Source organism: Streptomyces sp. 7-21 (assembly GCF_016741785.1).
Lineage (GTDB): Bacteria > Actinomycetota > Actinomycetes > Streptomycetales > Streptomycetaceae > Streptomyces.
In genome coordinates this window covers 1-12,357 of sequence record NZ_JAERRL010000010.1, presented here as the reverse complement: position 1 = coordinate 12,357, position 12,357 = coordinate 1, and the positions used below count along the sequence as shown (strand labels likewise).

Sequence of the window (12,357 nt, the reverse complement as noted above, 5' to 3'; positions counted from 1 at the left end):
TCAAACTTGTGACTGATAGCACCGCTGTGGCGTCCGGCATCATGTGGGCGTAGCCACGCGCACGCCCGACGAGGGCCGGCCGACAACCGGGCGACAAGGAGAGACAACTCGTGGACGACGTTCTGCGGCGCGCTCCGCTCTTCGCGGCACTCGACGACGAACAGGCCGCCGAGCTGCGCGCTTCCATGTCCGAGGTCACCCTCGCCAGGGGCGACACCCTCTTCCACGAGGGCGACCCCGGCGACCGCCTCTACGTCGTCACCGACGGCAAGGTCAAGCTCCAGCGCACGTCCCCCGACGGCCGCGAGAACATGCTGGCCGTCCTCGGCGCGGGCGAGCTGATCGGTGAGCTGTCCCTCTTCGACCCCGGTCCGCGCACCGCCACGGCCGTGGCCGTCACCGAGGTCCGCCTGCTGGGCCTGGGCCACAGCGACCTCCAGCCCTGGCTGAGCGCCCGCCCCCAGGTGGCCGCCGCGCTGCTGCGGGCCGTCGCCCGCCGCCTGCGCACCACCAACGACCGCATGTCCGAGCTGGTCTTCTCGGACGTGCCCGGCCGCGTCGCCAAGGCGCTGCTGGACCTCTCCCGCCGCTTCGGCGTGCAGTCGGAAGAGGGCATCCACGTGGTGCACGACCTCACCCAGGAGGAGCTTGCCCAGCTCGTGGGCGCCTCCCGCGAGACGGTCAACAAGGCGCTGGCCGACTTCGCCGCCCGTGGCTGGCTGCGCCTGGAGGCCCGCGCCGTCATCCTGCTGGACATCGAGCGGCTCGCCCGCCGCTCGCGGTGACGCGCCGGTTCTCCGGCCGCTGACACCGCCTGGGCGGGCTGCCGCCAGGCGCCGCGGGCACCGCGTCCCCCGCTGAGGGACGGGCCAGGGCCGCGAGCACCGGCGTCACGTCAGCCCGTGCTCCCGCAGGTACTCCAGCTGCGCCATGACGGACAGCTCAGCCGCCGGCCACAGCGAGCGGTCCACGTCCGCGTACACGTGCGCCACGACCTCGGCCGCCGTCCGGTGCCCCGCCTCCACGGCCGTCTCGACCTGCGCGAGCCGCTTGGCGCGGTGCACCAGGTAGTAGTCGATCGCCCCCTGGGCGTCCCGCAGCACCGGCCCGTGCCCCGGCAGCACGGTGTGCGCGCCGCCGCCGTCGGTGAGCGCCCGCAGCCGGCGCAGCGAGTCCAGGTAGTCGCCGAGCCGCCCGTCGGGGTGGGCGACGACCGTCGTGCCGCGCCCGAGCACCGTGTCGCCGGTCAGCACGGCGCCGTCGGCGGGGATGAGGAACGACAGGGAGTCGGCCGTGTGCCCCGGCGTCGGGATGACGTCGATGCGCAGCCCGCCCGCCTCGACCACGTCGCCGCCCGACAGGCCCTCCTCGCCCAGCCGCAGCCGGGGGTCGAGCGCGCGGACCGGGCTGCCCGTCAGCCCGGCGAGCCGGGCGGCGCCCGCGCAGTGGTCCGGGTGGCCGTGGGTCAGCAGGATCGCGGCGACGCGGCGCCCCTCGCGCTCGGCGGCCTCGCGCACGCGCCGCAGGTGCTCCTCGTCCTCGGGCCCGGGGTCGACCACGATGGCCTGCGAGGCGCCGGGCTCGGCCAGGATCCAGGTGTTGGTGCCGTCCAGCGTCATCGGCGAGGGGTTGGGGGCCAGCACGCACGCGGCCCGGTCCGTGACCCGCCCCTGCCGCACCTCGTCCATCGGGCGGCCGGGCAGCGCCGCGTCGTCTTTCGTTTCCCGGATGCCATCCATGCCCGGATGCTACGCGTGCCCCGGGCCGCTGCGGGACAGTCAGACGCTGAGGGTGCCCTCGCCGACGATGACGGTGTCGCCGCCGACCGAGGCGCCGGTGTAGCGGCCGCCGCGGGCCTGGGCGGTGGCGGCGATCCGGCTCGGCCGCCCCATCCGCACGCCCTGCTCGACGCGGAGCGTGTACGCGCCGTCGGCGAGCCCCGAGCGGTGGGCGAGGCTGGCGACGAGGCCGGCGCAGGCGGAGCCGGTGGCCGGGTCCTCGGTGATGCCCGCGCCGGGGACGAACGAGCGGGCGTACAGCTCGCCGCCGCTGCGGAAGTCGCCCGCGAAGACGTACACGTCGCTGGCCCACCCGGCGGGCGGCGGCCCCGCCCACTCGACGCGGTCCACGGCGGCGCGGCTGGTCAGCCGGACGTAGCAGAACCGCAGCCCCACGCCGCCGTACCACGTGTCGGCGATGTCCCCGGGCGCCACGGACAGCGCGGCGGCGAGCGCCTCGGCGGGCGGCCGCTCACCGGTGGTCTGGAACGGCGCGGACACCGTCAGCCGCGCGAAGCCGCCGCTGACGTCCACCGGCACGACCCCGACGCCCTCCTCCAGCAGCAGCCGGGGTCCCGGCGTGCCCTCGGCGGCGAGGACGGCGGCGGTCCCGACCGTCGGGTGCCCGGCGAACGGCAGCTCTCCGGCCGGGGTGAAGATGCGGACCCGGCAGGTGTGGGCCTCGTCCTGGGGCGGGAGGACGAAGGTGATCTCGGAGAAGTTGAACTCCCGGGCCAGCGCCGCCATCGCGGACTCGGGCAGGCCGCGCGCGTCCGGGAAGACGGCGAGCTGGTTGCCCCCGAAGGGCTGGTCGGTGAACACGTCGGCCAGGACGAAGCGGTAGCGCATGGCCGCAGCTTACGGACCGCGGAGCACGGCGGGGCCGGGCGGCGCGCACCCGCCGCCCGGCCCCGCCCCCACGGCGCGCGTCAGGCGGGAACGGCCTGACGCGCTTCCTCGTGCGCCGTCCCGGCCAGGGCTCCCGGGGGCCGGGCGTGGCGGGTCCTGGACCACCGGGTGAGGGAGGCGCCGATGGCCATGCCGCCGCCGAAGGCGGCCATGAGCACCATGTCGCCCTCGGCCAGCTCGCCGGCGGTGTGGATCGCGTCGAGGGTGACGGCCACGGACGCGGAGCCGGTGTTGCCGTAGCGGTCCACGGTCAGGTGCTGGGTGGCGTTGACCAGGCCCAGCTCGGGCCAGACCTCGTCCAGCATCACGGCGTTGGCCTGGTGGGGCACGAAGTGGCGGACCTCCTCAGGCCGCACGCCGGCGTCGTCGAGCAGCTCCCGCACCAGCGCCGGGAGGTTCTCCGCCACGAAGCCGCGCACGCCCCTGCCGTCCATGCGGAAGAAGTGGGCGCCGTTCTCGATGGTTCCGGCGGTGGCGGGCATCCGGCTGCCGCCGGCGGCGACGCCGATGAGCTGGTGCTGGTCGCCGCGGGTGAGCAGGCGGGTCGCCAGCAGGCCCTGGCTGGCGCGGGTCGCGCCGAGGACGACGGCCCCCGCGCCGTCGCCGAACAGGATGGCCGTGCGGCGGTCGGAGTAGTCGAGGATGCGGGAGTAGATGTCGGCGCCGATGACGAGGCCGTAGCGTTCGTAGCGTTCGGTGCCGGCCTGGGCCCGCAGCATGCTCTCGGTGACCGACAGCGCGTAGACGAAGCCGCTGCACACGGCGTTGACGTCGAACGCCGCCGCGTTGACGGCGCCGATCGCGTGCTGCACGAAGCTGGCGGTGGCCGGCTGCGGCTGGTCGGGCGTGGAGGTGGCGACGACGACGTAGGCGAGCTGGTCGGGTGCCACGCCCGCCTGGTCGAGCGCGCGCCGCGCCGCGACGGCGGCCAGGTCGGAGGTGGCCTCGTGGTCCCCGGCCCGGCGCCGTTCGCGGATGCCGGTCTTCCGCACGATCCACTCGTCCGTCACGCCGGCGCCCGCCGCGATCTCGTCGTTGCTGACGACGCGGTGCGGGAGGTACGAGCCGGTGCCGAGGATGCCGATGGGTCTCATGCCGCAGCCTCCTGTATGTGCCGCGCCGGGCCGGGCAGCTCCATGCGCCGCCAGGCGGCGCGCCGGGCGTGCTCGGTCAGCTCCGGGTCGTCGCCGACGACGACCGGGTGTCCCACGGCGCTGAGCAGGTCGAGATCGCTGATGTGGTCGCCGTATGCGGTGCAGTCGGCCAGGTCCGCGCCGCGCAGGGCGGCGGCGGCGCGGGCGAGGCGGCCCTTGGCGGGGCCGATGAGGGAGAACAGCACCTCGCCGGTGAGGCGGCCGTCGCGGATGACGGGCCGGCTGCCGAACGCGCGGTCGGCGCCGGTGGCTTCCGCGATGGGGTCGAGGCAGGCGAAGAAGGAACCGGAGATGAGGAGCACGGTCTCGCCGCGGGCGGCGTGCGCGGCGAGCGCCTGCCGCACGCCGTCGTGGAACAGGCCGCCGGGCGACTCGTTCTCGGCCGCGAACCAGTCGCGGCCCGCGGCGGCGAGCGCCGCCGCCTCCTCACCCGCGTACAGCCGGTAGTACCGGCGGTTGATCTCGGCGCGGGGGGCGCCGCTGCGGGCGGCCTGGCGCAGCTCGCCGGTGAGCCGCTCGTACGTGGCCGGCGGTTCCCCCCGGCGCTCGAGGTAGAAGGACAGGAACCGGAACATGCTCTTGACCTTGATGAGCGTCTCGTCGACGTCGGAGAAGACCAGCGGGCTGCCCGTCGTTCTCGTCTGGCTCATGGTCAGCTGCCTTTCCTGCGTGCCTACTGGTCGGATACGCGGGTGAGGGTGAAGGCGAACGTGCACAGGCGCTCATCGCGCTGCCTGGCCTCGACCCGGAGGGCGACGCGTTCGGGTGAGCCGTCCGCCGCCGGCTCGTCGAGGTCCAGCGGCCCCGCCTGGGTGTAGGAGACGGCGGTCTCCGCCGGGGCCGCGCTGGCCGCCGGCTCGGCCGTGGCGGTCAGCAGGGTGTCCTCCTCCAGCTCGCCGAAGCGCTCGAAGCGGACGTCGAGGGTGGTGGGCAGGGCCTTGGCGGGGGACAGGCCCCGCGCCTCGTGGGCGGTGAAGAGCGCCAGCTGCCGGGCGCCCTCGGTGATCACCATGCCGGGCAGGTGGTCCTGCGGGTGGTCGAACATGCTGGGGTGGTCAACGGGCGTGCGCAGCAGCGCCCTGCCCCGGCCGCCGGCGGCCAGGGCGTTGACCAGGACGACGTTGTCGGGTGAGGTCCGGCCGACCAGGTGCGGGGCGGCGGGCGTGCCGGGCGTGGTGCGCGGCAGCTCCGCGGAGGACGGCAGCGCGCGGCCGTCGCGGTGGGAGAGGCGCAGTGCCAGGTAGTCGGTGGGGGTCTTGAAGCGCAGGCCGGTCTCGGCGCGGCCGACGGGCCTGCCGTGGGCGGACAGGTCGATGTCGTAGTCGACACCGGTGGTCCTGCCGTCGCGCACCTTGCGCCGCAGCGCGGTGACGCGCATGGCGAGGGGGAGCGGGGAGGAGCCCACCAGGACGGCGACCGGGTCGGCGAGGCGCAGCCGCAGGTGGGTGAGGATGAACTTCTCCTCCTCTGCGACACCCCAGAAGCGGTGTGCGCCGGCGATGGCGGCCTGGCGGCACGCCTCCAGCAGCAGCAGCGGGTCGTAGCGGCTGGGGCGGAGCAGGTGCTCCCCGTAGTAGGCGTGGGAGCGGGGGAGCTGCGCGGCCGCCGCGTAGGTGTCGTCGTCGAGCGGCCGCAGGTCGGTGAGGAAGACCTCGCCGAGGGCGTCGCGGTGGACGAGGCAGCGGTCCACGGTGCGGCTGTAGTCCAGCTTCGGGACCTCACGAGTTAAAGCCGCGGGCGCCGGTATCGGTGGCATGAGGCGTGGCTCCTTGCGTGCTTATTGTCAGCCGTCGAACACTGCTATCATCTCTGCTAAATATAAGAGATCTGATGCTTCAGCGTCAAACAAGGTCAAGCACCCTCCACAGATGGGAGTCGCGGGCATGCGCACTGAGGCGGACCGCACGTACGACGTCCTCATCGTCGGGGCAGGCCCCGTCGGCATGATGGCCGGCTGCGAACTGCTGCGGCGCGGCGTGAACGTACGGATCATCGACCGGGCGCCGGAGCCCTCCCCCTTCCCCAAGGCCCTGCTGGTGTGGCCGCGCAGCCTCGACCTCTTCGAGGACCTCGGCGTCCTGGACGAGCTGCGCGCCGCCAGCCTCGGCATCAACGCCTTCAGCTACTTCTCCGACCGCGAGCATCTGGCCACGTTCCCCTTCCCCCGCCCCCTCGTCCCGCTCTGCGCGCCGCAGTGCGAGACGGAACGCGTCCTGCGCGGCGCGCTGGACAAGCTCGGCGGCACCGTGGAGCGCGGCGTCCGGCTGCTGACCCTGGACGACCTCGACTTCTCCGGCCGGATCGACGCCACGGACGGGGTCACCGCCGTGCTGGAGCACCCCGACGGCAGCATCGAGCGGACCCGCGCGCCCTTCGTCATCGGCGCGGACGGCGCGGGCAGCACGGTGCGGCGCCTGATGGGCACGGGCTTCAGCGGGCTCACCTACGAGTCCGCGTTCGCGCTGGTCGACACCCGCATCGAGGGTGACCTCCCGCCCGACCAGGCCCTCTACTACCAGTCGCCCGCGGGCGCGCTGGTGATCGTCGCCCTGCCTGACGGCGTCTACCGCTTCTTCTGCAGCCTCGCCCCGGGCGAGGAGGTCAGCGCCGAGCGGATGCAGCGGATCGTCGAGCAGCGCGGACCGAAGGGCATCCGCTTCACCGAGACCGTCTGGGAGAGCGTCTTCCGCGTGCACGCCCGCCACGCCCAGGACTTCCAGCTCGGGCGGGTCTTCCTCGCCGGAGACGCCGCGCACGTCCACAGCCCGGCCGGCGGCCAGGGCCTCAACACCGGCATGCAGGACGCCCACAACCTCGCCTGGAAGCTCGCGGCCGTCATCCACGGCGACGCCCCGGCCGAGCTGCTCGCCAGCTACGGGCCGGAGCGCAAGGCGGTCGCCGAGCGCGTCGTGCGGGACACCGACATCCAGACCCGGGCCTGGATGGTCAAGAGCCGCAAGGGCGTGCTGGTGCGCAACGCCGCCTTCCGCGCCGCCGCGCGCACCGGCGTCGCCTCGCGGTTCTACGCCCCCGTCATGGCCGGGCGCCGGATCGCCTACCCGGTGCGGCGCGACACCCAGCGGCCCGGCGGCCGCGCCGCGTGCCGCGTGCTCGGCAGGCTGCCGGGACGGGCCAGGACGGGCGCCGTCTTCCCCCGGGAGATCGCGCTCCGGCACGGCTTCGCCGGACCGGACGCCGACCCCAGGGCGTGGACGCTGGTCGCCGTCACCGGCGCCTCGGCGCGGCTGCGGGAGGACCTGCGCGAAGTGGCGGCGGCCTGGCCGCAGGTGTCGTTCGCGGCGGTCTCCGCCGCCGAGGTGCGCCGCGCGACCGGCTGCGCCGAGCAGGGCTACTACCTGGTGCGGCCCGACGGCCACACGGCGGCGCACGGGCACGCCGGTGACGGCGGCCGGCTGCGGGCCGAACTCGTCGCCGCGCTGGGCGAACCGGCGCAGCGCCAGCGCCGGGCTGCGCGCGCGGCGGGGGAGGCCAGCGAGGCGGTGGCGGCCTGAAACGACGACGGCGCCCCGCCAGGGCCGTGCGGCACACGATCGGCGGGGCGCTCCGCTTTCCCGGACGCCGTTATCCGGGAACTATCCGAGACGGGACGGGTCAGCAGTGGTCGACGGTGACCACCTGGAGCAGGTCGGAGTGGTCAGCCGAGGCCGGGTCCAGGGCCAGATGGCTGCTCAGTACGTGGTACTTGATCCATTCCAGGGTGTGCTCGTCGTTGGGCACACCGTCCGCGAGCCGGACGCGGAGCTTCATCCGCTCGCCTCCCATGAAGGCCGGTTCCGTGACGACGTCGGCGTCGGCCACGTCCCCTGTCTCCCGGGCGAGGCGGACGAGTTCGTTCTCCAGCACAGGACGGCCGTTGACGGTGGCGCTGTCCGGCGCCTCGGCCTCCAGTCGCAGAGCGGGTGCGGCCTGGCCGCACCCGCACACGGTGAACTCCCCCCGTTCGCCAATGGCGTAGCGGATCAGCGGCGGCGTGCGCCGCACCCCCGTGGTGGTGACCAGCACGCGCCCCTCGGCGATCTCGGCGTGCTGGTGCGGCAGCAGGTGGTAGACCCCCTCGTCGCAGCGGGGCCCCTGGTGCCCGACGATCCACGCCTCGGACGAGCCGTACAGCTGCCAGACCTCGACGTCCGGCAGGTGCCTGAGGATCTCGTGCCGTGGCGTGGGGTCGTGAAACGGCCCGCCGGTGATCAGCTTCCGCAGCGACCGCAGCGGCGGCCGGCCCGCGGCGAACCGGCGCAGCAGCCGCCGCACCCGCGACGGCGGGGCGACAAGCGCGGTGACGCCGAACTCGTCCAGGGACGCCAGCAGGCGGTCCAGCTTGTCGTCGGACAGGTCACCCAGCGGCAGGGCCGTGGCGCCGCAGCGGATGGTCAGCCGGTTGTAGAAGCAGTGCGTCGGCCAGAGAGCGGCGGCCGGGAAGAGATTGGCGACGACATCGGTGGCGTCGAGGGGCCGCCAGCTGCCGCAGATCTCGTCGACGAAGAGATTGCCGGGCAGCACGGTCAGGCTCGGCTGGGACGTCGTGCCCCCGCCGGCGTAGACGACGGAGCCCGTGTCCTGGGCGCGCGCGCGGAGCAGCTCGCTGGTGGCGGCCGCGTACTCGGACCGCGTCAGCACGGGCAGGCTCCCCAGGGCCGGGAGGGCGTCCGGCTCGAGCCAGCCCGCGTACTTCCGCCGCAGGGCGGGGATGCAACCGGCACCGCTGAGGAGGCGTCGTAAAACCGTGGGCGAGATGGTTCCCCCTGAGCTCTCCATCGCTCCGCGTTCCTTCGGCTGCGTGGTGAACGCCATCTTCTGTGCGACCTCCAAGAAGGAGAGAGTCAAGAACCGGTCAGGTCAGGACCGGTCCCGCACGCCCGATGCGAAGAACATACATGCAAGAAGCGCACAACGCGATGGTGAAACGATGAAGTTCGTGCGAAGAAGATCATTGCTAGACGGACTTGTGTTTCCCCGGTGTTTCCCTTCACCGCAGCCGCACTGGTGAGCAGCGAAAACTGAAACGCCGCTGGTGACAGCGGCGTCACGCGGCGGCTCGCCGAACCCCAAGAGAATGTAAAACTTCCTTCACGGCCTGGAGGGCGCTCCAGGGGGCGGCCCCGGCGTCCCCTGGTTGTCTTCGCGCCAAAGCGAGAGTGGCCGGAAATCGGCCTGCACTCTTGACGGAATGGTTAATTCCGTGCAGCCGCTTCTTCCGGCTTGGCCAACGCCTCAAGACCCCGGCCGAGATAGGACAGCAAGGTCTCGGTCTCCTCGGGCGAGAAGGCGGCGGCCAGCCGCGCCTCGATGGCCTCCACCACCTCGTCAGCGCGGGTCAGCAGCGACCGCCCCTCTGGCGTCAGATGCACCTCCACGACATGGCCGTGCACCGGGTGCGGCTTCCGTTCCACCAGCCCGCGGCCCTCCAGCGTGGAGAGCACCGAGGACATCGTCTGCGGGGTGACCATGCACCGCCGCGCCAGGGCCGCGCCGGACAGGCCCGATTCCTGGGACAGCGCCCGCAGCACGTTGTACTGCGGGACATTCACCTGGAGAGGACGCAGCGCCATGTGCTTCGCGGAGGTCAGTTCGTGCTCCACCTTCTTGATCAGGTGGCCGAGGCGCTGTTCAGCGGAATGTGGCATACCGGAAACGCTACTTCACGGCCGACCGCCCAGTAACCAGGCGGGTAGCAGTATCGCCGCGCTTCCGCCGGGCGGACCCCGGCGCCGCGTCCGGCAGGCGTCCGGTACTCACTTCCCGCCCAGGCACAGCACCATCTCCGCCGCCGGAAAGGCCCGCGCGTTCTCGGCCGAAAGCCCCGCCCGCGCGCACCGTTCCGGGTCCGTGGACCCGTCGACGCGCAGCAGCACCTTGTAGTTGTGCGCGTCCAGCTTCGGGAAGGCACAGGGAGCGACACCCCAGACGTAGGGGTCGTCCTGGTCCTGCCACACGCAGTCGCCGGTCTCCGCGTCGTACACGCTGACGTGCCCGTACGCGGCGTCGCACAGGCCCGGCCCGAACACCCGCAGACACCAGGCCAGGACCGCGAGCATCAGCAGCCGCCGCAGATGCCTCCCGCGCACCCGCCGCAGCCCGGCGCCGAGCGCGGACAGAGCCCTGACGCCTCACCGGGCGGCCAGCCGCCCGGCCCGGCCGGCGCCCGTGCGGGTCCGCGCCAGCAGCGCCGTGACCGCCTGCGTCCCGGCGGCGTTCCGGGGCACCGGCCGCGTCACCGTCAGCGTCTCCAGCATCGCCAGGCTCTGGGCCGCGGTCGGCCGCCTGCCCGGGTCCTTCTGCAGCAGCAGCGTGATCAGCGGTTCGAGATGACCGGCCCGCCGGGGCGCCGGCGGCTCGTCGTCCAGGACGGAGCGCGGCGTCGCCCCGAACGGCGGAACGCCCTCCGTCGCCTGATACAGCGTCGCCCCGAGCGCGAACAGGTCACCGGCGCTCGGATCACCGCCCGCGCCGCGCACCCGCTCCGGCGGGACGAAACCCGGCGTGCCGACGAGCAGGCCCTCGGCGGTCAGCGTCTCGTCCGTCTCGTGCACCGCGATGCCGAAGTCGGTCAGCAGCACCTCGCCGCTGGCGTCGATCAGCACGTTGGACGGCTTCACGTCCCGGTGCGCGATACCCGCCTCGTGCGCCGCCTCCAGCGCCGTGAGCAGGCCGCGCGCCACCGTCTCCGCCTCCGCCGGCGGCAGCGGCCGTCCTGCCGCCAGGCGCTGCGCCAGCGACTCGCCGGTCACCAGCCGCATCACCATGAACGGCACGCCCCGCTCGGTCACCACGTCGTGCACGGCGACGATGTTCGGCCGGTCCCGCAGCGTCGCGGCGTGCCGCGCCTCGCGCACGGCCCTGGCGACGCGCTCCGAGTGCTCGGCACCCGGCAGCCCCGGCGGCAGCCGCATCTCCTTCACCGCCACGCCGACGTCCAGCGCCAGGTCGTGCGCCTTCCAGACGTACCCGAACCCGCCGGACGCCAGCCGCTCCACCAGCCGGTAGCGTCCTCCGACCACCCGCCCCACCGCCGACTCCCGCGCCATGCGTCCCCCATCCGGCGACTGCACTCCCGGTAACTGCCTTACCCCTGGCGCGCTGCGGCCATGACGCCGCGAGGCCCCGCAGCCGTTGCGCGGGCGCTCACACCGTCTCGGGCGGAACCGGAAGCGGCTCGCTGTAGGGCCAGGTGAAGGTGCGGTCCGGCTCCAGACGGGCGTCTCCCCAGTAGATGGCGTGGATGCCGTCCTCCGGAGCCGCCGTGAAGAACACGCAGACGAGCCGGGTGGACGCCCCCAGCTCCTCGAAGCTGTCGTGTAACCGCACGTACTCCTCGGTCGTCAGGTCGTCGTCGAGCTCGAACAGCCCTTCCTGCGGGCTGGGGCCGTGCCCCCACAGCAGCCGGCGGCGGGTGGGGGAGGCGTTGGAGGGCAGCCGGGCGGCGCTGAGCGGTCGCGGCCTGCTGGCGTACTTGAAGGGAAAGAGCGCGTGATCGTTGATGACCGCGTACTCATAACCACGCACGTCCCGTACGGTCTCGCCGAGTTCGCGTGCGGTCTCCGCCAGGTTCTCACGCACCGCCTCCGCCAGCGTGGAGCCGTAAGGACTGCGCTTCTTCAGCCGCGCCTCCATATGCACGGCGCGCGCCCGCACGTGGGCACGGACGAGCTGCACGGGCACCGCCGCCGTGAGCTGGCCCGCCAGCCGTCCGAAACGCTGGACCGCCCAGCTGGAGGGCGCGGCTCCCTCCCTTGTCGGCGCAGGCACGCAGCTTCTCCCCTCTGCCCGGACACCGCCTATACCTGTGTGACATCGCTACGAAGCGTGCACAAGAGGGCGATCCGGCCAATGGAGGGCAAGCGTGCACGCTGCGCTGACGGCATGCGGGCCGGTCACGCCCCAAGATGGACACGGCCGAGGCTCCGGCGGCTGCCGCACAGACGACGGAAGGCTCCTGCTCGAAGGCGCAGGAGACTTCCGGTCTGCGCCGGGGGTGGTGGAACTCGCGTCCACGACCTTTTCCTCCCGAACTCGGCTGGGCAGCCATTGCTGGGCCTGGGATGGGCAATCGGTCGAGGACGGCTGCTGCGAGGCAGCTGCTGCGAGGCAACTGCGGGCGGTGGGCTTGCTGTAGTTCTCTGCTATCTGACTTGGTCGGCTCGGCGAGCACGAGCGAGGTTGTTGCGGCTGGTGAGGGTGTCGGGGTGGGTGGTGCCGAGGATCTGTTCGCGCTGGGTGAGGGTGGTTTCGTACAGGGGGATGGCGCGTTTCAGGTCTCCCGCTGACTCGTAGGCGCCGGCGAGGTTGTTGCGGCTGGCCAGGGTGTCGGGGTGGGTGGTGCCGAGGATCTGTTCGCGCTGGGTGAGGGTGGTTTCGTACAGGGGGATGGCGCGTTTCAGGTCTCCCGCCGCTTGGTAGGCGTAGGCGAGGTTGTTGCGGCTGGTGAGGGTGTGGGGGTGGGTGGTGCCGAGGATCTGTTCGCATTGGGTGAGGGTGGTTTCGTACAGGGGGATGGC

General features: G+C 73.2%; 13 protein-coding genes. 2 read left to right on the top strand and 11 right to left on the bottom strand.

Translation table 11 applies throughout. From position 1 onward, the window contains the following. Positions 1–110 precede the first annotated feature (110 nt). Complete coding sequence (locus JK356_RS14255) at positions 111–785, top strand: Crp/Fnr family transcriptional regulator (RefSeq protein WP_201868211.1); 675 nt, start codon at positions 111–113, stop codon at positions 783–785. Between the two features lie 105 nt (positions 786–890). Here JK356_RS14255 and JK356_RS14250 read toward each other — a convergent pair whose 3' ends face one another. From JK356_RS14250 to JK356_RS14230, 5 genes are all read right to left on the bottom strand, one after another. Next, positions 891–1,739 (bottom strand): MBL fold metallo-hydrolase, encoded by an 849-nt coding sequence (locus JK356_RS14250; protein WP_201868210.1) that lies wholly within the window; start codon positions 1,737–1,739, stop codon positions 891–893. A gap of 39 nt (positions 1,740–1,778) precedes the next feature. Then, positions 1,779–2,627, bottom strand: a complete 849-nt coding sequence (locus JK356_RS14245) for a PhzF family phenazine biosynthesis protein (protein WP_201868209.1) — start codon at positions 2,625–2,627, stop codon at positions 1,779–1,781. Between the two features lie 80 nt (positions 2,628–2,707). Next, complete coding sequence (locus tag JK356_RS14240) at positions 2,708–3,781, bottom strand: 3-oxoacyl-ACP synthase III family protein (protein ID WP_201868208.1); 1,074 nt, start codon at positions 3,779–3,781, stop codon at positions 2,708–2,710. Next, the gene (locus JK356_RS14235; protein WP_201868207.1) at positions 3,778–4,491 is read right to left on the bottom strand and encodes an HAD-IB family hydrolase; all 714 of its coding nucleotides are present in this window, start codon (positions 4,489–4,491) and stop codon (positions 3,778–3,780) included. Before JK356_RS14235 ends, JK356_RS14240 begins: the two co-directional genes overlap by 4 nt. Positions 4,492–4,514: 23 nt before the next feature. Next, on the bottom strand, positions 4,515–5,597 hold the full coding sequence (locus JK356_RS14230) for a ScbA/BarX family gamma-butyrolactone biosynthesis protein (RefSeq protein ID WP_201868205.1): 1,083 nt from the start codon (positions 5,595–5,597) through the stop codon (positions 4,515–4,517). A 127-nt stretch (positions 5,598–5,724) separates the two neighbouring features. Between JK356_RS14230 and JK356_RS14225 the strand changes: the two genes are divergently transcribed. After that, on the top strand, positions 5,725–7,353 hold the full coding sequence (locus JK356_RS14225; protein ID WP_201868203.1) for an FAD-dependent monooxygenase: 1,629 nt from the start codon (positions 5,725–5,727) through the stop codon (positions 7,351–7,353). 100 nt (positions 7,354–7,453) lie between these two features. On the opposite strand, the gene JK356_RS14220 is transcribed toward JK356_RS14225, so the two are convergent. From JK356_RS14220 to JK356_RS14195, 6 genes are all read right to left on the bottom strand, one after another. Then, positions 7,454–8,617, bottom strand: a complete 1,164-nt coding sequence (locus JK356_RS14220) for an AMP-binding protein (RefSeq protein WP_201868201.1) — start codon at positions 8,615–8,617, stop codon at positions 7,454–7,456. Between the two features lie 416 nt (positions 8,618–9,033). Next, entirely contained in the window at positions 9,034–9,486 is a 453-nt protein-coding gene (locus JK356_RS14215) for a MarR family winged helix-turn-helix transcriptional regulator (protein ID WP_201868200.1), read from the bottom strand. A gap of 108 nt (positions 9,487–9,594) precedes the next feature. Then, the gene (locus tag JK356_RS14210; protein ID WP_201868199.1) at positions 9,595–9,927 is read right to left on the bottom strand and encodes a hypothetical protein; all 333 of its coding nucleotides are present in this window, start codon (positions 9,925–9,927) and stop codon (positions 9,595–9,597) included. Positions 9,928–9,969: 42 nt separating this feature from the next. After that, positions 9,970–10,887 carry a serine/threonine-protein kinase gene (locus tag JK356_RS14205; protein ID WP_201868198.1) on the bottom strand — a complete coding sequence of 306 codons (918 nt, stop codon included), beginning with the start codon at positions 10,885–10,887 and terminating at the stop codon, positions 9,970–9,972. A gap of 97 nt (positions 10,888–10,984) precedes the next feature. Further along, complete coding sequence (locus tag JK356_RS14200) at positions 10,985–11,608, bottom strand: hypothetical protein (RefSeq protein ID WP_201868197.1); 624 nt, start codon at positions 11,606–11,608, stop codon at positions 10,985–10,987. A 374-nt stretch (positions 11,609–11,982) separates the two neighbouring features. Then, a partial coding sequence (locus tag JK356_RS14195; RefSeq protein ID WP_201868196.1) for a tetratricopeptide repeat protein occupies positions 11,983–12,357 on the bottom strand: 375 nt, incomplete at its 5' end.